Annotated in this window: 19 protein-coding genes; 7 read left to right on the top strand and 12 right to left on the bottom strand. The window is 62.4% G+C overall.

The annotated features are described in order from the left end of the window. The first annotated feature begins 6 nt into the window (after positions 1-6). The gene (locus BCY88_RS21030) at positions 7-414 is read left to right on the top strand and encodes an RNA-binding S4 domain-containing protein (protein WP_120346115.1); all 408 of its coding nucleotides are present in this window, start codon (positions 7-9) and stop codon (positions 412-414) included. A 524-nt stretch (positions 415-938) separates the two neighbouring features. Continuing rightward, positions 939-1,523 carry a nucleotide exchange factor GrpE gene (gene grpE / locus BCY88_RS21035; protein ID WP_120346116.1) on the top strand — a complete coding sequence of 195 codons (585 nt, stop codon included), beginning with the start codon at positions 939-941 and terminating at the stop codon, positions 1,521-1,523. Between the two features lie 3 nt (positions 1,524-1,526). On the opposite strand, the gene BCY88_RS39565 is transcribed toward grpE, so the two are convergent. Further along, the gene (locus tag BCY88_RS39565) at positions 1,527-1,835 is read right to left on the bottom strand and encodes a hypothetical protein (RefSeq protein WP_147408537.1); all 309 of its coding nucleotides are present in this window, start codon (positions 1,833-1,835) and stop codon (positions 1,527-1,529) included. Between the two features lie 100 nt (positions 1,836-1,935). Between BCY88_RS39565 and dnaK the strand changes: the two genes are divergently transcribed. From dnaK to pabB, 3 genes are all read left to right on the top strand, one after another. Then, positions 1,936-3,888, top strand: a complete 1,953-nt coding sequence (gene dnaK / locus BCY88_RS21040; RefSeq protein WP_120346117.1) for a molecular chaperone DnaK — start codon at positions 1,936-1,938, stop codon at positions 3,886-3,888. 266 nt (positions 3,889-4,154) lie between these two features. Then, entirely contained in the window at positions 4,155-5,297 is a 1,143-nt protein-coding gene (gene dnaJ, locus BCY88_RS21045) for a molecular chaperone DnaJ (RefSeq protein ID WP_120346118.1), read from the top strand. A 24-nt stretch (positions 5,298-5,321) separates the two neighbouring features. Next, positions 5,322-7,211, top strand: a complete 1,890-nt coding sequence (gene pabB / locus BCY88_RS21050) for an aminodeoxychorismate synthase component I (RefSeq protein ID WP_120346119.1) — start codon at positions 5,322-5,324, stop codon at positions 7,209-7,211. A 360-nt stretch (positions 7,212-7,571) separates the two neighbouring features. Here pabB and panB read toward each other — a convergent pair whose 3' ends face one another. The 7 genes from panB to BCY88_RS21085 all read right to left on the bottom strand — a co-directional run bounded on the left by panB (position 7,572) and on the right by BCY88_RS21085 (position 13,910). Further along, positions 7,572-8,387: a 3-methyl-2-oxobutanoate hydroxymethyltransferase gene (panB, locus tag BCY88_RS21055; protein WP_120346120.1), complete on the bottom strand. Its 816-nt coding sequence runs from the start codon at positions 8,385-8,387 to the stop codon at positions 7,572-7,574. A 36-nt stretch (positions 8,388-8,423) separates the two neighbouring features. Beyond that, positions 8,424-9,104 carry a deoxynucleoside kinase gene (locus BCY88_RS21060; protein ID WP_120346121.1) on the bottom strand — a complete coding sequence of 227 codons (681 nt, stop codon included), beginning with the start codon at positions 9,102-9,104 and terminating at the stop codon, positions 8,424-8,426. Then, positions 9,101-9,649: a 2-amino-4-hydroxy-6-hydroxymethyldihydropteridine diphosphokinase gene (gene folK, locus BCY88_RS21065; protein ID WP_120346122.1), complete on the bottom strand. Its 549-nt coding sequence runs from the start codon at positions 9,647-9,649 to the stop codon at positions 9,101-9,103. Before folK ends, BCY88_RS21060 begins: the two co-directional genes overlap by 4 nt. A gap of 48 nt (positions 9,650-9,697) precedes the next feature. After that, positions 9,698-11,281 (bottom strand): polynucleotide adenylyltransferase PcnB, encoded by a 1,584-nt coding sequence (gene pcnB / locus BCY88_RS21070; protein ID WP_120346123.1) that lies wholly within the window; start codon positions 11,279-11,281, stop codon positions 9,698-9,700. After that, the gene (locus BCY88_RS21075) at positions 11,278-11,964 is read right to left on the bottom strand and encodes a histidinol-phosphatase (protein ID WP_120346124.1); all 687 of its coding nucleotides are present in this window, start codon (positions 11,962-11,964) and stop codon (positions 11,278-11,280) included. Before BCY88_RS21075 ends, pcnB begins: the two co-directional genes overlap by 4 nt. Beyond that, complete coding sequence (hda, locus tag BCY88_RS21080; RefSeq protein ID WP_120346125.1) at positions 11,957-12,751, bottom strand: DnaA regulatory inactivator Hda; 795 nt, start codon at positions 12,749-12,751, stop codon at positions 11,957-11,959. Before hda ends, BCY88_RS21075 begins: the two co-directional genes overlap by 8 nt. A gap of 82 nt (positions 12,752-12,833) precedes the next feature. Then, on the bottom strand, positions 12,834-13,910 hold the full coding sequence (locus tag BCY88_RS21085; RefSeq protein WP_120346379.1) for an AI-2E family transporter: 1,077 nt from the start codon (positions 13,908-13,910) through the stop codon (positions 12,834-12,836). A 149-nt stretch (positions 13,911-14,059) separates the two neighbouring features. Here BCY88_RS21085 and purM point away from each other — a divergent pair, with 149 nt between their 5' ends. Further along, on the top strand, positions 14,060-15,115 hold the full coding sequence (gene purM, locus BCY88_RS21090; protein WP_120346126.1) for a phosphoribosylformylglycinamidine cyclo-ligase: 1,056 nt from the start codon (positions 14,060-14,062) through the stop codon (positions 15,113-15,115). Between the two features lie 78 nt (positions 15,116-15,193). Here the strand turns inward: purM and miaA are convergent, their stop codons facing one another. Together miaA and mutL are read right to left on the bottom strand one after the other, a co-directional pair. Next, positions 15,194-16,150: a tRNA (adenosine(37)-N6)-dimethylallyltransferase MiaA gene (gene miaA, locus BCY88_RS21095; protein WP_120346380.1), complete on the bottom strand. Its 957-nt coding sequence runs from the start codon at positions 16,148-16,150 to the stop codon at positions 15,194-15,196. 43 nt (positions 16,151-16,193) lie between these two features. After that, the gene (gene mutL / locus BCY88_RS21100) at positions 16,194-18,254 is read right to left on the bottom strand and encodes a DNA mismatch repair endonuclease MutL (RefSeq protein ID WP_120346127.1); all 2,061 of its coding nucleotides are present in this window, start codon (positions 18,252-18,254) and stop codon (positions 16,194-16,196) included. A gap of 199 nt (positions 18,255-18,453) precedes the next feature. Between mutL and BCY88_RS21105 the strand changes: the two genes are divergently transcribed. Beyond that, positions 18,454-19,125, top strand: a complete 672-nt coding sequence (locus tag BCY88_RS21105) for a DedA family protein (RefSeq protein WP_120346128.1) — start codon at positions 18,454-18,456, stop codon at positions 19,123-19,125. A 177-nt stretch (positions 19,126-19,302) separates the two neighbouring features. On the opposite strand, the gene BCY88_RS21110 is transcribed toward BCY88_RS21105, so the two are convergent. Continuing rightward, on the bottom strand, positions 19,303-20,115 hold the full coding sequence (locus BCY88_RS21110; RefSeq protein WP_120346129.1) for a mechanosensitive ion channel family protein: 813 nt from the start codon (positions 20,113-20,115) through the stop codon (positions 19,303-19,305). A gap of 193 nt (positions 20,116-20,308) precedes the next feature. Continuing rightward, the gene (locus BCY88_RS21115) at positions 20,309-20,773 is read right to left on the bottom strand and encodes a hypothetical protein (protein WP_310796127.1); all 465 of its coding nucleotides are present in this window, start codon (positions 20,771-20,773) and stop codon (positions 20,309-20,311) included. Positions 20,774-20,943 lie beyond the last annotated feature (170 nt).

Here is a 20,943-nt window from a genome sequence, read left to right on the forward strand (position 1 = left end):
AGGCTCATGAATTACAGGATTTCAACTGAACCGGGCGCGAAACTGCGCATCGACAAATGGTTGTGGGCGGCGCGCTTTTTCAAGACCCGCTCGCTCGCGGCGGATGCCGTCGAAAAAGGTCATGTGCGCATTGGCGGCGCCGGCGTTAAGCCGGCCAAAGAAGTGCGCGTCGGCGACCAGGTAGAGATCGAGATCGAGCGGATTGTCTGGCAGGTGGAAGTGCTGGGCGTGTGCGACGTGCGTGGCCCGGCCAGCGTCGCGCAGACGCTTTATGCGGAAACCGAAGAGAGCAGGATGAAGCGGCAGGTCGAGCAGGAGCGGCGCAGAACGTACCGCGAACCGGCCGCCGCGCTACACGGCAGGCCGACCAAGCGCGACCGGCGCACTATCGACAAACTTTCAGGTGGGGATTGAACAATTGTTCCATCGTCGCGTGCACACCACCGTACTCGGTAGTGTGATCGTTGACGGCCCCGGACATGCAGATGGTCGTGGTGCCCGCGATCAGTACCAATGCGACCACCGATATTGCAAAGGTCAGTTTCACGGTACTCCCCTTGGGAAGATTCAGGACGGAAACAGGCGAATCAGGTGGAATTGAAAAATGCCGGTAAGGATTACGTTAGATTAGGGTTAACGTGTCTTTTCCGACGCTTTATTGGAGCATAGGCCACTTGTCGGGCGCACTCAATCTCAATCTGATTGCGACGCAATAATGGTTGTAACGGAGCATTTCGGCCGCCCGCTCGTGGTGCGAAAAGTTCCGGGAGAGGCGCTTGAAATGGGTCTTTCCGGCCCCATCTGCCGTTTCGAAATGCGCTCATGCACTAGGTTATGCGCCAAGTTGTCTGTCGTAATTTTGCAACGCACAATTTGGACCAGCTTTGACGCGCTGCCGCCACTTTTAGCTTTAACTTTTTTTGACGACTTTCAGCGACATGGAAAACACGCAAGAGAACCCGACGAGCCAGAATCCCACGCCCGCCGACGAAACCGCGCGCCAGGCCGCCGAGGCCGAGGTGTCAACGCAGGACGCGGCTGCAAGCACCGCGTCTGAAGCACCGGTAACCGGCGCGGAAGCTGCATTGGCCGAAGCAGAGGCAAAGATCACCGAGTTGCAGGAAAGCTTCCTGCGGGCGAAGGCCGAGACTGAGAACGTGCGCCGCCGCGCCCAGGAAGATGTCGCCAAGGCCCACAAGTTTGCGATCGAAAGCTTCGCTGAGCATTTGCTGCCGGTGGTGGACAGCCTCGAAGCAGCTGTTGCCCACTCATCTGACGACCTGCAAAAGGTCCGTGAAGGCGTTGAACTCACGCTGCGCCAGCTTTCCGGTGCGCTGGAGAAGGGTCGTGTTGTCGCCCTCAACCCGGTTGGCGAGAAGTTCGACCCGCACCGTCACCAGGCCATTTCGATGGTGCCGGCCGATCAGGAGCCGAACACCGTCGTTGCTGTGCTGCAAAAAGGCTTCGTGATTGCCGACCGCGTGTTGCGTCCGGCCCTCGTGACTGTCGCGGCGCCGAAGTAAGCATCACACGCTGTTTATTGGCCGTCCCGCCTGACAGGCGTCATGGCGAACGTTCGCGTTGACGCCCCTGCGGCCAAGCTCGATGGCACGCTTACCTGGCTCTTCTTTTACCGAGGCAAGCGCCGCAACCAGGCAACTGGCTGGCGTCGCCTTGGGCCACTCGGCGCGACGGTTGCTGCCGAGCGGGAAAGATTTGGCGGTCAATGCGGTCGGGAGCACGGCAAATGGTGAAAAAAGCGGCAAAAGTTCGGCTGATTGAAAAAATTTAAAGACCGCATCGTAAAAGAGGTCTTGAAAACGATGCGGACGCACTTATGTTGAGTGCAGGCAGGAATTGAGCGCGGATCGCCGTACCGCCAGATGGGCAAAAACGGCGATTCCCGCAGCGATCAAAGTTAGGAGATTAGTAAAAATGGGCAAAATCATCGGCATCGACCTCGGCACGACCAACTCGTGCGTGGCGATCATGGAAGGCAATTCGGTCAAGGTGATCGAGAACTCGGAAGGTGCGCGCACCACGCCGTCGATCATCGCTTATATGGAAGACGGCGAAATTCTGGTCGGCGCGCCGGCTAAGCGCCAGTCGGTCACGAACCCGAAGAACACGCTGTACGCGGTCAAGCGCCTGATCGGCCGCCGCTTCGAAGAAAAAGAAGTGCAGAAAGACATCGGTCTGATGCCGTACAAGATCATGAAAGCCGAAAACGGCGACGCATGGATCGAAGTGCGCGATCAGAAGCTCGCGCCGCCGCAAATCTCGGCGGAAACGCTGCGCAAGATGAAGAAAACCGCTGAAGACTACCTCGGCGAGCCGGTCACGGAAGCTGTGATTACGGTTCCCGCGTACTTCAACGACAGCCAGCGCCAGGCGACCAAAGATGCAGGCCGCATCGCCGGTCTGGAAGTGAAGCGCATCATCAACGAACCGACCGCAGCCGCATTGGCATTCGGTCTGGACAAGGCCGAAAAGGGCGACCGCAAGATTGCCGTGTATGACCTGGGCGGCGGTACGTTCGACGTGTCGATCATCGAAATCGCCGACGTCGACGGTGAAATGCAGTTCGAAGTGCTGTCCACGAACGGCGATACGTTCCTCGGCGGTGAAGACTTCGACCAGCGCATCATCGATTACATCATCGGCGAGTTCAAGAAGGAACAAGGCGTCGATCTGTCGAAAGACGTGCTGGCGCTGCAACGCCTGAAGGAGTCGGCTGAAAAGGCGAAGATCGAACTGTCGTCGAGCCAGCAAACCGAAATCAACCTGCCGTACATCACGGCCGACGCGTCGGGTCCGAAGCACTTGAACCTGAAAATCACGCGCGCCAAGCTGGAAGCGCTGGTTGAAGAACTGATCGAACGCACGATCGAACCGTGCCGCATGGCGATCAAGGACGCAGGCGTGAAGGTCGGCGAAATCGACGACGTGATTCTGGTCGGCGGTATGACCCGCATGCCGAAGGTGCAGGAAAAGGTTAAGGAATTCTTCGGCAAGGATCCGCGCCGTGACGTGAACCCGGACGAAGCCGTGGCCGTTGGCGCCGCGATTCAAGGCCAGGTTCTGTCGGGCGACCGTACGGACGTTCTGCTGCTCGACGTGACCCCGCTGTCGCTCGGTATCGAGACGCTCGGTGGCGTGATGACGAAGATGATCAACAAGAACACCACGATCCCGACCAAGCACGCACAGGTCTACTCGACGGCTGACGACAATCAGGGCGCCGTGACGATCAAGGTGTTCCAGGGCGAACGCGAAATGGCAGCGGGCAACAAGCTGCTGGGCGAGTTCAACCTCGAAGGCATTCCGCCGGCACCGCGCGGCACGCCGCAGATCGAAGTGAGCTTCGACATCGACGCGAACGGCATTCTGCACGTCGGCGCGAAAGACAAGGCGACCGGTAAGGAAAACCGCATCACGATCAAGGCGAACTCGGGTCTGTCCGAAGCCGAAATCGAAAAGATGGTGAAGGACGCCGAAGCGAACGCGGAAGAAGATCACAAGCTGCGTGAGCTGGCCGATGCCCGCAACCAGGGCGACGCGCTGGTCCACAGCACGAAGAAGGCGCTCACCGAATACGGCGACAAGCTGGACGCCGGCGAGAAGGAAGCGATCGAAACCGCGCTGAAGGACCTCGAAGAAACGCTGAAGAGCGGTTCGAGCGACAAGGCCGCGATCGAAGCCAAGATCGAAGTGGTGGCGACCGCCTCGCAGAAGATGGGCGAGAAGATGTATGCCGATATGCAGGCTGCGCAAGGGGCCGAAGCTGCGGCAGCGGGCGCGGCAGGTGCGGGCGCGTCGGCGGGTGGCGCGAGCCAGCAGCAGGACGACGTGGTCGACGCCGACTTCAAGGAAGTCAAGAAAGACTAAAGCCGGGTCGCAATTTGACCGTAAAGCCGCACACAGCAATGTGTGCGGCCTGGCTGCAAAACGGTTTGCTCCCGTCCGGGTGCATGAACCTGCAAAGCGGTTATCGCGCCTGGTGAGCCTGTTTGGGCTCTCCGGGCACATTTGTTTTATGGAGGACGTTGTTTGAACCGCCTGAAAGCGGCGTGAACAACGGCCGGACGAGTCGCAAGACTCCAGCATTCAAGAGGAGCCACCGCGCCTCATTGTGCGAGTGGCGTTGAACCGATATGGCGAAACGGGATTACTACGAGGTTCTGGGCGTCGCAAAGAACGCGAGCGACGACGAAATCAAGAAGGCTTATCGCAAGCTTGCGATGAAGCACCACCCCGACCGCAATCCGGGCAACAAGGATGCGGAAGAGCATTTCAAGGAGGTGAAGGAAGCCTATGAAATGCTGTCGGACTCGCAAAAGCGTGCTGCATACGATCAGTACGGCCACGCCGGCGTCGATCCCAACATGGGTGGAGCAGGTGCGCAAGGCTTCGGCGGTTTTGCCGATGCGTTCGGCGATATCTTCGGCGACATCTTCGGCCAGGCAGCCGGCGGCGGCGCTCGCGGCGGTGGCGGCCGTGCAGGCCCGCAGGTGTATCGCGGTGCCGATTTGCGCTACAGCATGGAAATCACGCTGGAACAGGCCGCGCACGGCTACGACACGCAGATTCGCGTGCCGAGCTGGGTGTCGTGCGAGATTTGTCACGGTTCGGGCGCGAAGCCCGGCACCAAGCCGGAAACCTGCCCGACCTGTAGCGGTTCGGGTCAGGTGCGGATGTCGCAGGGTTTCTTCAGCATCCAGCAGACCTGTCCGAAATGCCACGGCACTGGCACCTATATCCCTGACCCGTGCGGCCACTGCCACGGCGCGGGCAAGGTGAAGGAAACCAAGACACTGGAAGTGAAGATTCCGGCGGGTATCGACGACGGCATGCGCATCCGCTCGGCCGGTAACGGTGAACCGGGTATCAACGGTGGTCCGTCGGGCGATCTGTACGTCGAGATTCACATCAAGCAGCACTCGGTGTTCGAACGTGACGGCGACGACCTGCATTGCCAGATGCCGATTCCGTTCACCACGGCAGCACTCGGTGGCGAGATCGAGGTGCCGACTCTCGCGGGTCGTGCGAGCTTCACGGTGCCGGAAGGCACACAGTCGGGCAAGACCTTCCGTCTGCGCGGCAAGGGCATCAAAGGGCTGCGTTCGAGCATTGCCGGCGATCTGTACGTGCACGTACAGGTCGAAACGCCGGTCAAGCTCACCGAGTCGCAACGCGATCTGCTTCAGCAATTCGAAAAGGCACTCGTGGAAGGCGGAGCGCGGCATAGCCCGCAGAGCAAGAGCTGGTTCGATCGGGTGAAGAGCTTCTTCGATTAATTGCGGTTTGATTTGGCGGCAAGCATGACGGCAGATGAGCGCGACGCGGTTTTCGCGTTGCTCGACGATTGCGACGCGACGGCGGCGCGCCGTTCGAGTCGTCTGTACACGGGTTTTGTGCATGAACGGCGTTGTGCGGACGCCGCGCAACTCGAGGCCGTGTGCGAGACCGTGGCCGCGGATGCACGGCGTGGTTTGCATGCTGTCGTGCTCGCCGACTACGAGTTTGGCCGGGGTCTTCTCGATAGCGGCCAAATTCGCAGGGCATTCAAAGAAACGCAGCGTGGCGATGCCACGCTGCGTTTTTTATTGTTTGAACGTTGCGAGAAATTGTCGCGTGACGACGTCGATGCGTGGCTCGTGGAACGCGACGGCGGCCTGGTCCAGGCGTCTGTGGCGGGCACGGCGAATGTGCGCGCGAGCGTCGATCCCACGCAATTCAACCAGGCGATCGATGCGGTCCATACGGCCCTGCGCGCGGGCGATTCTTACCAGGTCAACTATACGTACCGGCTGGGTTTCGACGTATTTGGCTCGCCGGCCGCGCTTTATCGGCGCCTGCGGGCGCGTCAGCCGGTGCCGTACGGTGCGCTGATTGCGTTGCCGGGCGACGAGTGGGTCCTGTCCTGTTCGCCGGAATTGTTCATCGAAAAAGAAGGCGCCATGTTGCGCGCCCGGCCGATGAAAGGCACGGGGCCGCGCTCCGCCGACCCCGTGGCCGATCGGCATGCCGCCGAATTCCTTGCGAATGACCCGAAGAATCGCGCCGAAAACGTGATGATCGTCGATCTGTTGCGCAACGATCTGTCGCGCGTGGCGCAGACGGGCTCGGTGAATGTGCCGGCGCTGTTTTCGGTTGAGCCGCATGGAGCGGTCTGGCAAATGACGTCGACGGTGCATTCCGCGTTGCGCGCCGGCACGTCTTTCGCGGGGATCCTGCGCGCGCTGTTTCCATGCGGATCGATCACCGGCGCGCCGAAGCATCGCACGATGCAATTGATCGACGAGCTGGAAAGTACGCCGCGTGGTCTTTACACGGGCGCGATCGGCTGGCTCGATGCGCCTTCAATCACCGCAGAAGACGCCGCCTGCGGCGATTTCTGCCTGTCCGTCGCGATTCGCACATTGACTTTAGGCCCGGGCGCGCGACCGGGTGAGCTGCAAGGCAAGATGGGCGTCGGTGCGGGCATCGTGCTCGATAGCGTCGCCGCCGACGAATATGCGGAGTGCCAATTGAAGGCCAGCTTTCTGACCGGTGCGGAGCCGGGTTTCGAGCTTTTCGAGACGATGTACGCAACGCGCGAAGAGGGCGTGCGTCATGTGTCGCGCCATCTCGCCCGACTCTCGGCGAGTGCCGCGGCGCTGGGTTTCAAACTCGACGACGAAAACGAAATTCGCGCGCAAATCGCGGAGCAATGTACGGCGTTGTCCGCGCAAACTCCACACCGTATGCGGCTCGCGTTGAGCAAAAACGGCGCGCTGCAAATAAGCTCGGCGGTGCTGACGCCGCTGGCCGGTTCGAGCGTCGGCGTGCTGCTCGGGCCGGATCACGCATTCCCAGCGACACATGCCCATGATCCGCTGCTGCGGCACAAAACCACGCGCCGCGCCGAATATGATCGCGGCTGGCGCGAAGCGGAAGCGCAGGGCGCTTTCGACACGTTGTTCTTTAACGAGCGCGGCGAGTTGACCGAAGGCGGTCGCTCGAACGTGTTTGTGAAGCTGGCGGGACGGTGGTGGACGCCGCCATTAGCGTCAGGCGTGCTGCCCGGGATCATGCGAAGCGTGCTGCTGGAGGATATCGATCTTCACGCGGCTGAACGCGTGTTGACGCGAGCCGATGTGCAGACCGCTGAAGCGCTACTCGTGTGCAACGCACTGCGAGGCGCGATACAGGCGCACGTGCTGGATTAAAGCAGAGATATATAAAGACCAAAGAGGTCAGCCGTGCCGGCGGGCGGCGGTTTGAGCGCCGCGTGCCGCCATGCCACAGCTAGCTCAACCGCGGCGAACGTGCAGCACGCGTGCCATCCATCCGGTGAGGCGTGCATGCCATGTGGATTCGCGCACATCATGCGGCGCAGTGGCGTGACTGCGGATTTCTGCTACATCGATCAGGCAAAAGGGGCTCATGGTCATCTCTCTTCGGCTGGCGGCGGAGCCGCGTTAGCAAGGTAGACGAAGATAGATGACCCGGCTTTAAGGCGATATCAGACTGGTCTCAAAACGTGCCTGGATGCGCCTGATTAAGACGTTTCGCCAGCAGGCCCGAACTTAGAACGTGTGTTCCGGCCCCGGGAACGTGCCGTCCTTCACAGCGTGAACATACGCTTCCACCGCAGCCTGAATGCTCGGCTGTCCCTGCATGAAATCCTTCACGAAGCGTGGCCGCTTGCCGGGGAAAATCCCCAGCATGTCGTGCAGCACCAGTACCTGCCCCGAGCAGTCCACACCGGCACCGATGCCGATCGTCGGAATCCGCAATTGCTTCGTGACCTCGCTTGCGAGCAGCGTTGGGATGGCTTCCATGACGATCAGCTGAGCCCCCGCGTTCTGCACGGCGAGCGAGTCGCGCAACAACTGGCTCGCGCCCGCTTCGGTCTTGCCCTGCACCTTGAAGCCGCCAAACGCATGCACCGACTGCGGCGTGAGGCCGACGTGCGCGCACACCGGAATCGACCGTTCGACCAGGAAGCGCACCGTGTCCGCGAGCCACTCTCCGCCTTCGAGCTTCACCATTTGCGCGCCGGCGCGCATGAGTTCCACCGAGCTTTTGAAGGCATCCTGCGGGGTACCGTAGGTGCCGAACGGCAGGTCGGCGACCACGAGCGCCGAGGGCCGCGCCCGCGCGACGCTTGCCGTGTGATACGCGATGTCGGTGAGCGACACCGGCAGCGTGGTTGTCTGGCCTTGCAGAACGTTGCCGAGCGAGTCGCCGATCAGCAGCACGTCGACACCCGAGCGATCCAGTAGCGCGGCGAAGCTCGCGTCGTAACAGGTCAGCATGGCGATCTTTTCACCGGCGTCGCGCATCGCCTGCAGTTTCGGCACGGTGATGGCGCTCCGGCTCGTTTCCTGCAAATAGGTCATGGGGAAATCCGTTGGAGAAAGGAGGGGGCGCGCCGCTTAAAGCGACGTGCCTTTGACAAAGAATTCCTTGCGGCCACGCATGGTTTCGATGCGTTCGGCGAGTAGCGCAAGGTCTGCGTCCGAGTCGAGCGGATTCAGATGTTCGGCGTTGACCGTGAGTACGGGCGTGCGGTCGTAGTGATAGAAAAACTCGTTGTAGGCGTCGCACAGCGCGTGCAGATACGCATCGGAAATCTGCAGTTCCATGGGCACGGCCCGTTTCTGGATGCGTGCGAACAGCACTTCAGGACTGGCTTGCAGGTAGACCACGAAATCCGGTGCGGGCGCGCTCACGTCGAGCCGCGCGGCGAGGGCGCGATAAAGCTGCCACTCGTCTTCCTGCAGCGTGAGACGCGCGAAGATCTCGTTCTTCTGCGTCATGAAATCGGCGATTAGCGGCGTGCCCGCCACATGCGCGGCCACTACGTCTTGCGCCTGCTGCGCGCGCTGCAAGGCGAAGTGCAATTGCGCGGGGAGCGCATAGCGCGCGGTGTCGCGATAAAAGCGTTCGAGAAAGGGATTGTCCTGTGGCCGCTCGAACAACTCCTGCATCGACCAGCGCTGCGCGAGCCGCCGTGCGAGCGAGGTCTTGCCGACGCCGATCGGCCCTTCGATCGCCAGATAGCCAAAGGGCGGCCGCAGTTGCGGTGCTGTGACGGTGAGCGGCGGCGAGCTCATTCGCAACGGCCCTTGTCGGCAGCGGGGGCGCTGGCAGCCAATGCATTGAGCATGGGGCACTGGCAGGGACCCTTCACCTTTTCGATGCGTTGATCGCTCACGCCTTCAAGCAGCGCCTCGGCGCGGCCGTAGCGCGGGATGACCAGCGCCGGGTCGATCTCGACGAGCGGCACAAGTGCGAAGGCGCGCTCGATCAAACGCGGATGCGGCACGATCAGATCGGCTTCGTCGATCGATTGATCGCCGAACAGCAGAATGTCCAGATCCAGCGTGCGCGGGGCGTTGCGAAACGGCCGCTCACGGCCGAACTGGTGCTCGATCTTGTGACACAGCGCGAGCAGATGCCGCACGGGGAGCGTCGTATCGATCTTCACGACACAGTTGAAATAATCGTCGCCACCCGCGTCGATCGGGGCGGTGCGATACAGGCTCGATTTGGCGAGCACGGTGATGGTGTGCTGTTGCGCCAGGCACACCACCGCGTCTTTCAGGGTCTGGCGCGCGTCCCCGAGATTCGCGCCGAGGCCGAGATAAGCAACCGTCATGGCATAACTTCCTGCAACTATCGTTCGACGGCAACAGCCAACGCTGTGTCAGTCATCGTGCGAGCCGTCATGGCCCGCGTCCGTGGCTGTGCGTTCGGCTTGCGTGCCGCCCTCCATTCCCTCGCCCGGTTTGCGGGTTCTGGCGCTACTGCTGCGCCGCCGTCGTTTTCTGGGGCTCCGGTCCTTCCCGCCTTGCGTGAGCAAAGTCTCACGCGCAGCGACGTCTCCTTCAATGAACTCCGTCCACCACGCACCGACCGACTCTTCGAGTTCGCCCGATTCGCAGCGCAACAGGAGGAAATCATACCCCGCTCTAAATCTTTGGTGTTCCAGCAGCTTCAGCGCGCTTCTTCCCGAGCGTTTTTCGAGGCGCAGCTGCAGGCCCCAGATCTCCCGCATATCCGACGAGAAGCGCTTGTGGATCGCGAGTTTCTCGGTCTGCATGTCGAGGACTTCGTCCATTGCGCGATGCAGGGCCGGCACCGGGTATTCGCCGTTTGCTTCAAATTGTTGCCAGCGTGTCTGGACGTCATGCCACAGCAGCGTGGCGAACAGGAAACCCGGCGAAACCGGTTTGCCGGCGCGCACGCGGGCATCCGTGTTGGATAGCGCGAGCGTGATGAATTTCTCGCCGATCGGCTGTTCCAGCACGACGTCGAGCAGCGGCAGCAGACCGTGATGCAGGCCTTCCTGGCGCAGACGTTTCAAACAGGCGAGCGCGTGACCGGACAGCATCAGCTTGAGCATCTCGTCAAACAGGCGTGCGGCAGGCACGTTGTTGATCAGATCGGCCATTTTGGCGATCGGCGCACGGGTCGTGTCTTCGATCTCGAAGTCGAGCTTGGCGGCAAAGCGCACCACGCGCAGCATGCGCACCGGGTCTTCGCGATAGCGCGTGGCCGGGTCGCCGATCATGCGCAGCAGACGCGCGCGCATGTCGGCCATGCCGTTGTGATAGTCCAGCACGGTTTGCGTGGCCGGATCGTAGTACATCGCGTTGATCGTGAAGTCGCGGCGGGTGGCGTCTTCGTGCTGCTCGCCCCAGACGTTGTCGCGCAGCACGCGGCCGCTGGCGTCTACCGCGTGCGTGCGGCGGTCGAGTTCGTCGCGCTTGAGGCGGCGCGGCGGTGCGGCGTCGGCTGCGGGCGGATCGACCAGCGCGCGGAACGTCGAGGTTTCGATGATTTCCTGGCCGAACTGCACGTGCACGATCTGAAACCGGCGGCCGATGATACGGGCGCGGCGGAACAGCTTCTGCACCTGCTCGGGCGTGGCGTCGGTCGCGACGTCGAAGTCTTTCGGCTTGATGCCGAGCAGCAGATCGCGCACCGCACCGCCGACGATAAACGCGCGATGCCCCGCTTCCTGCAGGCCTTCGGTGACGCGAATCGCGTTCCTCGAGATCAGCGACGGGTCGATGCCATGCACGTCATGCGGAATGATGACCGGCACGTCGGGGTCCCGCACGGTTTTGGCGGCGGGGCGGGCCGGTTTGCGGCGCGCTTTGCTGGCACCGGAGGCGTTGCGTGCCGGCGCATCACCGGCTTCGTCTGCTTCGGCTTCGGCGGGCGGGGTGTTATCAGCGGGCGCTGAGTCCTGGCCGAATAGCTTGCGGATAAGTTTTTTGATCACGAGGGTTGAAAGAGTTCGAGGATGCGCCAGCCTTTGGCCTGCGCATGGGCGCGCAATGTGTCGTCGGGATTGGTCGCGATCGGATTCGTGACCTTCTCGAGCAGCGGGATGTCGTTGTGCGAGTCGCTATAGAAATAGCTGTGCTCGAAATCGCTCCAGGTCTTGCCGAGCGATGCCAGCCACGCTTCCGTACGGACGATCTTGCCTTCTTTGTAGCTCGGCGTGCCGGTGGGGCGGCCGGTGTAAGGCGAATGCGGCTCGCCGTCGACGGTTTCCGCCTCGCAGGCGATCAGCGCGTCCACGCCGAACGCCTGAGCGATCGGGCGGGTAATGAATTCATTAGTGGCGGTGACCACGCAGCAGAGATCGCCGGCTTCGCGGTGCTCCCTGACCAGTTCCAGCGCGACCGGAAAGATCGCCGGTGTGATCACTTCATGCATGTACTGCGCGTGAAGATCGGCCAGCTGGGCGCGCGTGTACTTCGAGAGCGGCGTGAGCATGGCGATCAGGTAGGCGTGAATGTCGAGCTTGCCGGCTTTGTAGTCGGCGAAAAAGCGGTCGTTTTCACGGGCGAAGTTTTCTGCGTCGACCATGCCTTGTTTCACCATGAAGCGGCCCCATTCGTGGTCGCTGTCAGTGGGAATGAGCGTGTGGTCGAGGTCGAAGAGTGCGAGGTTAGCCATGGGGGCCTATTTTACTTGAAGCGGCGGCGGGGGACGCGGATGAAGCGGCGGCTGACGTGGATGACGCGGACGAGCCGGGCGCCGTTCGCCGGTCGTCGGCTTCAGGCGAGGCCAGCATGGTACGCAGAAGCGGCAGCGTGACCGCGCGTTTCTGTTCGAGCGAGAAGCGGTCGAGCGCGTCCAGCAGGGCCATCAGGCTCGGCATGTCGCGGCGAAAATGCGTCAGCAGGTAGGCGGGCACGTCGTCGGCCAGCATGATGCCGCGCTCGCGCGCCGCGTGTTTCAGCACCGCAGCCTTACCTTCGTCCGGCAGCGGCGCGAGGTGGAAGACGAGGCCCCAGCCGAGGCGCGTGCGCAGATCTTCGCGCACGGTCATGCCGATCGGCGCTGCATTGCCCGCGGCGACCAGCGCGCTGGTGGGGTGCGCGCGCACTTCGTTGAACAGGTTGAACACGGCAATCTGCTGGGCCGCGGACAGGCCGTCGCAATCGTCGATGGCGTACAGCGCGACGCGCGGGTCGAAGGTGAAGGCGGCGAGGCTGCTCTGCGGACCGGCAAAGCGCGCATGGCCCGGCGGCGCTTCGTGGACCAGTGCCTGCAGCAGATGCGTGCGTCCGCTGCCGGCCTCACCCCAGATGTAGAAGGTGCGATCGGCCACGGGGCCGGCCGCGAGCGCGTTGTCGAGCTCACGCAACCGCGTGACCAGCTCGGCGTTGGCGCCGGCGAAGAAATTGTCGAATGTCGATGGCGGCGGGGTGCCGAGATCGAGCGTCAGTTGACGAAGCACAGTAGGTTAATGCCGAAAATGGGGCTTGGGCCGCAAATGGCCCGAACTTCGGGCCCTGAAACGTCAATGGGCAGTCAGTGACTCAGTTGTTATAAAGCGTGCTTGCCAGATAGCTTTGACGCAACTCGCGCATGGCTACCGACAGGATGGCGCTGACCGGCAGCGCCAGCAACACCCCGAAAAAACCGAACAACTGGCCGAACGCGAGCAACGCGAAGATAACCGCGAGCGGGTGCAGCCCGATCCGCTCGCCGACGAGGCGCGGCGTGAGATAAAAGCTCTCGACGATCTGGCCGACGCCGTAAATCAGCGCGACCGCGCCAAAGCCATACCAGTCGCCGAACTGCAGCAGCGCCGCGAGCAGCGCGAGAGCGAGCCCGGTCGCGAAACCGATGTACGGGATGAAGACGGCGAGGCCCGTGAAAATACCCACGGGCAGCGCGATTTCGAAGCCGGCGACGGTTAGCGCAATTGCATAATAGACCGCGAGCACGCCCATCACGAGCAACTGGCCGCGCAGGTATTGCGAGAGCATCTGATCCATGTCGCGCGCGAGCTGCAGCGTCTTGTCGAGCCAGCGGCGCGGCACCACGATCTGCATACGCGCGAGCATGCGGTTCCAGTCGTATAACAGATAAAACAGCACGAGCGGCACCATCACGAGGTTGCCGACCACCGTCATCATCAGATTGCCGCTGGTGCGGATCGAGGTCCACGCATACATCGCGACCTGTTGCGCGCTGCCTTCTAGCTGCCCCATCACGAGATCGCGGATACTGGCGAAATCGAGCGAGTCGGCGAGGCCCAGCACCGCAAGCTTGGGTTGCAGCCAGGCGCTCACATGCGCAAACAGCACGGGCACCTGCTGCTTCAACTGCGGGCCTTCTTTCTGGATGACAGCCAGCACCAGCAGCACGAGCAGCGTCATCAGCAGCGAGAACACCAGCATCATCAGCAACGCGGCGAGGCCCCGCGGCACGCGCCGGCGCACCATCCACGCGACGCCCGGTTGCAGAATGTACGCGAGAATGGCGCCGAGCAGGAACGGCGTGAGGACCGGACTCAGGAGCCAAAGCAGAATGCCGACAACCAGCGCGATCGCCAGCCAGATGAAGGCGCGGCGCTGTACAGGTGTCAGGATCGAAGGGTTCTGTTGCAAAGTTGTTTCCCAGGTGTCGTCATGACCGGATGATTCAAATTCCAGCCAGCCGGCCGGCAACTCTGTATGGGACCAGAGTAAGCGCTGAAGCGCCAACTCTGGTCGGCATCGGGTAAAATCGCATTTTACCGACCTTCTTGCCCTTCCCCATGAATCAACCGAAATCCACCCCTGACGCCCAAGGGTTGTCGTATCGCGACGCCGGCGTGGACATCGACGCGGGCGACGCCCTTGTCGACGCGATCAAGCCCTTTGCCAAAAAGACGATGCGCGACGGTGTGCTGGGTGGCATCGGTGGATTTGGCGCGCTTTTCGAAGTGCCGAAGAAGTACAAGGAACCGGTGCTGGTGTCGGGCACGGACGGTGTCGGCACCAAGCTGCGCCTCGCATTTCAACTGAACAAACACGACACCGTCGGCCAGGATCTGGTGGCGATGAGCGTGAACGATATTCTGGTTCAGGGCGCCGAGCCGCTGTTTTTCCTCGATTATTTCGCATGCGGCAAGCTGGACGTCGGTACCGCGGCAACGGTCGTGAAGGGTATCGCGCATGGCTGCGAACTGTCCGGCTGCGCGCTGATCGGTGGCGAAACGGCTGAAATGCCCGGCATGTATCCGGACGGCGAATACGATCTGGCGGGTTTTGCGGTCGGTGCGGTGGAAAAGAGCAAGATTATCGACGGCAGCACGATCGCCCCGGGCGACGTGGTGCTGGGTCTGGCTTCGAGCGGCATCCACTCGAACGGTTTTTCGCTGGTGCGCAAGATCATCGAACGCGCGCAGCCTGATCTGAATGCGGATTTCGACGGCCGTTCACTGGCCGACGCGTTGATGGCGCCTACGCATATCTACGTGAAGCCCTTGCTGGCCTTGATGCAGCAGATTGCTGTCAAGGGTATGGCGCACATCACCGGCGGCGGGCTGGTCGAGAATATTCCGCGCGTTTTGCGTGAAGGTCTGACGGCTGAACTGGATCACAGCAGCTGGCCGCTGCCGCCGCTGTTCTCGTGGCTGCAGCAGCACGGCGGTGTCGCGGATGCGGAAATGCACCGCGTTTTCAACTGCGGGATCGGCATGGCGGTGGTGGTTTCCGCCGCTGACGCCGATGCGGCGATCGGCCTGTTGTCGGCCGCCGGCGAGCAGGTCTGGAAGATCGGCGTGATTCGCGAAAGCGCGGCCGGTGAAGCTCAGACGGTGGTCGTCTAACCAGCTCGCTCAAGCAGCCTTAGCCAAGGCTGGTTTGCCTGCGCGGTGTACGGAAAGCGCGCCGCGCGGGTAAAAACCTCACATCAACGCTTCAATCAGGCTGACGGCCTGCGCAGTCGCGCCGGGGTCGCAGCAATCCACCACAACCCGCTCCGTCATGCTGCGCAGCCACGTGAGCTGCCGCTTGCACAATTGCCGGGTAGCAAAAACCCCCTTGTCCCGCATGGTCGAATAGTCGACCGCGCCGTCGAGATATTCCCAGACCTGCCGGTATCCCACGCAACGCATGGACGGCATCTCGGGCAACAAATCGCCGCGCTCGCGCAATTTCACGACTTCGTCGATAAAACCGTTGGCCAGCATGGCGTCGAAGCGCTTTTCGATGCGCGCGTGCAGCACGCTGCGCTCGGAAGGCTCGAGCGCGATCGGCACGAAGCGCCACGCCGAGGCGGCGTCGTCCGTTCGGGCGGGCGCGGCCAGCAAAGCGGACATCGCTTGCCCCGTCAGCATGAAAACCTCGAGCGCCCGCTGAATTCGCTGTGAATCGTTCGGTGCGAGGCGGGCGGCGGTAACGGGATCGAGCGCGGCGAGCCGTGCGTGCAGGGCCGGCCAGCCGTCGCGTGCGGCATCGGCATCGAGTGCTGCGCGCACCTCGGCATCGGCGGCGGGCAGGTCGTTTAGCCCCTGCGTGAGCGCCTTGTAGTACAGCATGGTTCCGCCGACCAACAAGGGGAGCCGCCCGCGTGCGCTGATCTCGCCGATCAGGCGCAACGCATCGCCACGAAACTGCGCAGCCGAATAGGCATCTGTCGGATCCACGATATCGATCAGATGATGCGGCGCCACCGCGCGCTCTTCCGGCGTCGGCTTGGCGGTGCCGATATCCATCTCGCGATAGACCAGCGCCGAATCGACGCTGATGATTTCCACCGGCCTGCGTGTCGCCAGAGCCAGCGCGGCTGCGGTTTTACCGGATGCGGTTGGGCCGAGCAGGCAAGGGACCGGCGCGGCCGTGCGTGAAGTGCTTGAAGTCATGGGCGAGACGGCGCGCGGCGAATGAGCGTAATCAGGCGCACCGTCATTGGCCACGCATGAATAGCCGGTCGAGATCGGACAGCGTCAACTGATACCACGTCGGACGCCCGTGGTTGCATTGGTCGGCGCGTTCGGTCGCCTCCATCTGGCGCAGCAGCGCGTTCATTTCGTCGAGCGTCAGACGCCGGTTCGCGCGCACCGCATGATGACACGCGAGTGTGCCGAGCAGTTCGTGCTGCCGCTCGGTCAACACGCGGGAGCCGCCGAATGCATGCAAGTCGGAGAGTACCGCGCGCGCCAGCGCCTGCAGGTCGGCGTCCTTCAGCAACGCAGGCACCGCGCGGATTGCGAGCGTGGTTGGCGACAGCACGGCGAGATCGAAACCGAGTGCGTCCAGCGTGTCGCGCTCTTCTTCGACTGTGCCGATTTCAATCGGATCGGCCTGCATCGTTTGCGGGATCAGCAGCGGCTGCACCGCGATCGTGCGATCGGCGAGGGCGTTCTTGAACTGCTCGTACAGGATGCGCTCGTGCGCGGCATGCATGTCGACGATCACGAGCCCATGCGCGTTCTGCGCGAGCACATAGATGCCGTGAATCTGCCCGAGGGCAAAGCCGAGCGGCTGTTCGTCGGAGGCATTGAACGCAGGCGACGCATACGGCCCCGAGGTGTTGTACGGGGACGGCGCTTGCGCAGCCGAATCGCGCGCTTCGAAGAGCGTTGCACCTTCCGCCGTGCCGGCGTTCGTGTCCCTGCGGCCGAACAGCGCGTCGTAGAACGCCAGCGGTTGCGCAACCGGCAGGGTGCCCTGCGTCATGCGCGCCTGGCGCATCCAGCTGTTGCCGGGTTGCGACGAACCGAAGCCGCTGCCCGTTCCGCCCCCCGTCCCAGCACCGAAACCGCCTGCACCTGCGCCGAAGCCGCCGCCACCTCCAAGGCCTGCAACGCCCGCGCCGCCCAGCGGCGTGGCGCCGAAGGAAGCCGGCCCGCCCGTCGCCGCTTCCAGGTGCGCCGCATGCCCACCGGCGGTTGTTTCCGGCGACGCGCCCGCGTGCCGCGCCAACGCACGTTGCACGGCATGGAACACGAACTGGTGAATCGAACGGGAATCGCGAAACCGCACTTCGATTTTCGAGGGATGCACGTTCACATCGACGGCTTCCGGCGGCAGATCGAGAAACAGCACGTAGGACGGATAGCGGTCGCCGTGCAGCACGTCTTCGTAGGCGGCGCGCGCGGCGTGCGTGAGCAGCTTGTCGCGCACGAAGCGGCCGTTGACGAAGAAATACTGCTGGTCGGCGCGACCGCGGCTCGCGGTCGGCAGGCCGGCGCAGCCGTAGACCGCGAGCGGTCCGGCGGATTCGTCGAGCGGCAAATGCGCCGTCGCGAAGGTTTCGCCAAGAATCTTCGCGACCCGCACGGGCGGCTCGCTGGCGTTCCAGTGTTCGACCGCCTTGCCGTTGTGCAGGACCGAAATCGCCACGTCCGGCCGCGCCAGCGCCGCGCGGCGAATCTGTTCGAGGCAATGGCCGAGTTCGGTCTGTTCGCTCTTGAGGAATTTGCGCCGCGCGGGCGTATTGAAGTACAACTCACGGACTTCGATCGTCGTGCCCTGGGTGCCGGCGGCGGGACTCAGCACACCGGTTTGCGCGTCGACGCGCACGGCGTGCGGCGCGTCGGCCGTGCGGCTCGTGATGCTCATCTGCGCGACCGACGCAATCGACGCCAGCGCCTCGCCGCGAAACCCGAGCGTGGCAACGGCTTCGAGTTCGGCGAGCGAGCGGATCTTGCTGGTCGCGTGGCGCATCAGTGCGAGCGCAAGTTCGTTTTCGGGTATGCCGCAGCCGTCGTCGGTGATCGAGATGCGTTTGACGCCGCCTTCGTCGAGCAGGATGCGCAGCGTCTGCGCGCCGGCGTCCAGCGCATTCTCCAGCAATTCCTTGACCACCGAGGCCGGCCGCTCGACCACTTCGCCAGCGGCAATCTGGCTGATCAGCTGATCGGGCAGCGGCTGGATCGCCCGCAACGGGCGTGGGACGGGCGCGGCGGCGGAAACCGCGGCCGCGTCGGCGGTGCCGGCAGGCGTATCGGAGAATTCTGACATGGCGAAATTATAGCGATTTGGCGCGAGCAGGCCGGATACGGGCGGAAGGCATGGCAGTTTTTTAATCGCGACCGGGCACTTTCGGTATCATGACGCGGTCAATTTCCGGCAGCGCGCACCTGTTCGCTGCTCATCGCCCGCAAGGCCGCTGACCCGGCCGTCCCGCCACGCTCACGCTCGCTCAATAAAGGACGCTTTTTTGGACACGCTTCTACAGTTCGCCAACCTTGTCTTGCACATCGACAAGTTTCTGGGAGTCTTTATTCACGAGTACGGCGCCTGGGTCTATGCGGTGCTGTTTCTGATCGTGTTCTGCGAAACCGGACTGGTTGTCCTGCCGTTTCTGCCGGGCGATTCGCTACTGTTCATCGGCGGCGCCTTTTGCGCGACCGGCGAAATGAACCTCGGTTTGCTGATCGTGCTGCTGCTGGTCGCCGCGGTGACTGGCAATACGGTGAACTACATGGTGGGGCGGTCCATCGGGCCCCGGGTGTTCAATTCGCACATTCCTCTTCTCGAACGCTTCCTCGACCGCGCCGCGCTGCAGAAAACGCATAACTTCTATGAGAAGCACGGCGGCAAGACCATCGTGCTGGCGCGCTTCATTCCCGTAGTGCGCACTTTCGCCCCGTTTGTTGCCGGCGCATCGGAGATGACGGTTAGCCGGTTCCAGTTGTTCAACGTTCTCGGTGCGCTGTTGTGGGTGTTCCTGCTGGTGCTGCTCGGTTACTTCTTCGGCAACATTCCGTTCATCCGGCAGTATCTGAATCTGATCGTGCTGGTGGGTATCGGCGCGGCTGTGGTGCCGGTGGTGCTGGGCGCGGTATGGAAGATGACGCGCAAGAACACGTCGAAGGCGGGCATCCGCTGATGCGCTGACGCATCGTGTTGCATGGCGCAGAAGGAAAAACGGCGTCGCGAATTTCGCGACGCCGTTTTTTATTGTGTGGTTCGGCTTCCGGTGAGTTGATCTGCCGAGACAGCGAAAAAACGTCTCATCTCAACGAACCTCGACCTCCATCCAACCGGCCTAAGCGCTAACCAGTGCTCAACTGACTATGCGCGGTGCAAGCGGAGTCTCCGGTGTCGGATAGCCGGCATCCTTGAAGGTCTGGATTATTGCGCGGTTGGTGTCGAAGTAGACCTGCCAGTAATGGTCGGTGTGCGTGTAGGGACGTACGCAGAGCAACGGCCCTTCAGGCGTGAAGCTCAGCACTTCGATATCCGGAGCGGGACTCTCGGCCACGTTCGGAATTTGTGTAACGGCCGCCTTGAGCCGGTTCATCGCATCCGTAGGATCGACGCCGTTCGCAATCTTCGCGGTCAGCTCGACGCGCCGCACTGGCAATGCGCTGTAGTTCGAGATTGTGTCCGAAAAGATCTTGTTGTTGCCGATGATGGTTGTCACATTGTCGGGCGTCACGATGGTCGTGCCGAACAGACCCAACTCCGAAACCGTGCCTGTGACGCCGCCCGCCATCACAAAATCCCCCACCTTGAACGGCCGCAGCACCTGCATGAAGATGCCTGCCGCGAAGTGGGCGAGCAGGCCGCCCCATGCCGTGCCGATCGCCAGACCGAGGCCGGCGAGCAAGGCAGCGAACGAAGTTGTCTGGACACCGAACACCTGCAGGATCGCAAGGATCAGCAGCAGGTTCAGCAGTGCGCCGAGAATCGAACCGAGGTAATGAGCGAGGGTGGGATCGACCCGGCCGTTTTTCGACAGCAGCTTGCGAAGCAAGCCGGTGATCAGGCCAATGACCCAGCGACCGACGATCCACAACACGATCGCGCCGAGTACCTTGGTGCCGAGGTCGATGCCTCGGGTCATGATGAACACGCGTACGGTTTCGAGATCCAAGATGTTCCTCGTTGGTTGAGTTGCCTTCGACTGATTGAACGGCGGGAGTGCAATACAGCGGCAAATGCCCGGTGGCGGGCGCAAACGGTAACCCTCGGTCTTCGGGAGTTATAGGCGACGGCGCGCCCATACGCAAGCTCCGTTCCCGACGATGATGCGGATTGCGTGACTGAAGAAAATGGCGCGCGTGGTCTTACATCGGCAGATGTGATTCGGAATACGGCGACGTGCGAATGACCAGCGTGTTGCCGCTTGTTCTGGCGTGTCGCACGCGCCGCGTCGCGTACTGCCAGGCCAGTGCGGCAATGGCCGCCACCGTGTACGCGCCGCCGCGTTCGAAGAATGCGCTCGTCGTGCTGAACTTGCCATAGCGGCTCTGCGCGTCAGCGAATACGAGAAACGTCAGGGCGGCATCGAGCAGCAACGCGGTCGATGCCAGCGCGACGAAAATGTGCGGGCCGTTGAGCGTGGCGCCAGGTACGAGCCGGTTGCACAGATGGCACGCGCTTAGCAGGATGGCCAGCAACGCAAGGTTTGAGACAAGGCCAAACAGAAAATTGGTCATATTGACGGAATGAAAGCGCAGGGATCTGCGGTATGGCCAGAACATCTGCACACGCGGCATGACAGCGTGATTCGCAGAATCGGCGGCGATCATTGCATGTCTTCACATCTCGATAAATATCAATGTTCGGAGTCCGTGGTATCTGCTCGGTGCCGAAGAGACATGCCGTAAGAGGCGCTTCGTGGTTGCGTAAGGCGGTGTGAATTGCGCTGTGGGAATGCTTCACGCTTGAATGCGACTGCCGTAGCTTTCTGTTTGCTTGC

It is taken from the genome of Paraburkholderia fungorum (assembly GCF_003610895.1).
GTDB lineage: Bacteria > Pseudomonadota > Gammaproteobacteria > Burkholderiales > Burkholderiaceae > Paraburkholderia > Paraburkholderia fungorum_B.

What these genes read in the sequence shown, in the direction of transcription:
- BCY88_RS21030 (WP_120346115.1), top strand. Translation starts at nt 7, where the DNA reads ATGAATTACAGGATTTCAACTGAACCGGGCGCGAAACTGCGCATCGAC.
- dnaK (WP_120346117.1), top strand. Translation starts at nt 1,936, where the DNA reads ATGGGCAAAATCATCGGCATCGACCTCGGCACGACCAACTCGTGCGTG.
- BCY88_RS21075 (WP_120346124.1), bottom strand. Translation starts at nt 11,964, where the DNA reads ATGGCTAACCTCGCACTCTTCGACCTCGACCACACGCTCATTCCCACT.
- mutL (WP_120346127.1), bottom strand. Translation starts at nt 18,254, where the DNA reads ATGTCAGAATTCTCCGATACGCCTGCCGGCACCGCCGACGCGGCCGCG.
- miaA (WP_120346380.1), bottom strand. Translation starts at nt 16,150, where the DNA reads ATGACTTCAAGCACTTCACGCACGGCCGCGCCGGTCCCTTGCCTGCTC.
- BCY88_RS21115 (WP_310796127.1), bottom strand. Translation starts at nt 20,773, where the DNA reads ATGATCGCCGCCGATTCTGCGAATCACGCTGTCATGCCGCGTGTGCAG.
- dnaJ (WP_120346118.1), top strand. Translation starts at nt 4,155, where the DNA reads ATGGCGAAACGGGATTACTACGAGGTTCTGGGCGTCGCAAAGAACGCG.
- BCY88_RS21060 (WP_120346121.1), bottom strand. Translation starts at nt 9,104, where the DNA reads ATGAGCTCGCCGCCGCTCACCGTCACAGCACCGCAACTGCGGCCGCCC.
- panB (WP_120346120.1), bottom strand. Translation starts at nt 8,387, where the DNA reads ATGACCTATTTGCAGGAAACGAGCCGGAGCGCCATCACCGTGCCGAAA.
- folK (WP_120346122.1), bottom strand. Translation starts at nt 9,649, where the DNA reads ATGACGGTTGCTTATCTCGGCCTCGGCGCGAATCTCGGGGACGCGCGC.
- grpE (WP_120346116.1), top strand. Translation starts at nt 939, where the DNA reads ATGGAAAACACGCAAGAGAACCCGACGAGCCAGAATCCCACGCCCGCC.
- pabB (WP_120346119.1), top strand. Translation starts at nt 5,322, where the DNA reads ATGACGGCAGATGAGCGCGACGCGGTTTTCGCGTTGCTCGACGATTGC.
- purM (WP_120346126.1), top strand. Translation starts at nt 14,060, where the DNA reads ATGAATCAACCGAAATCCACCCCTGACGCCCAAGGGTTGTCGTATCGC.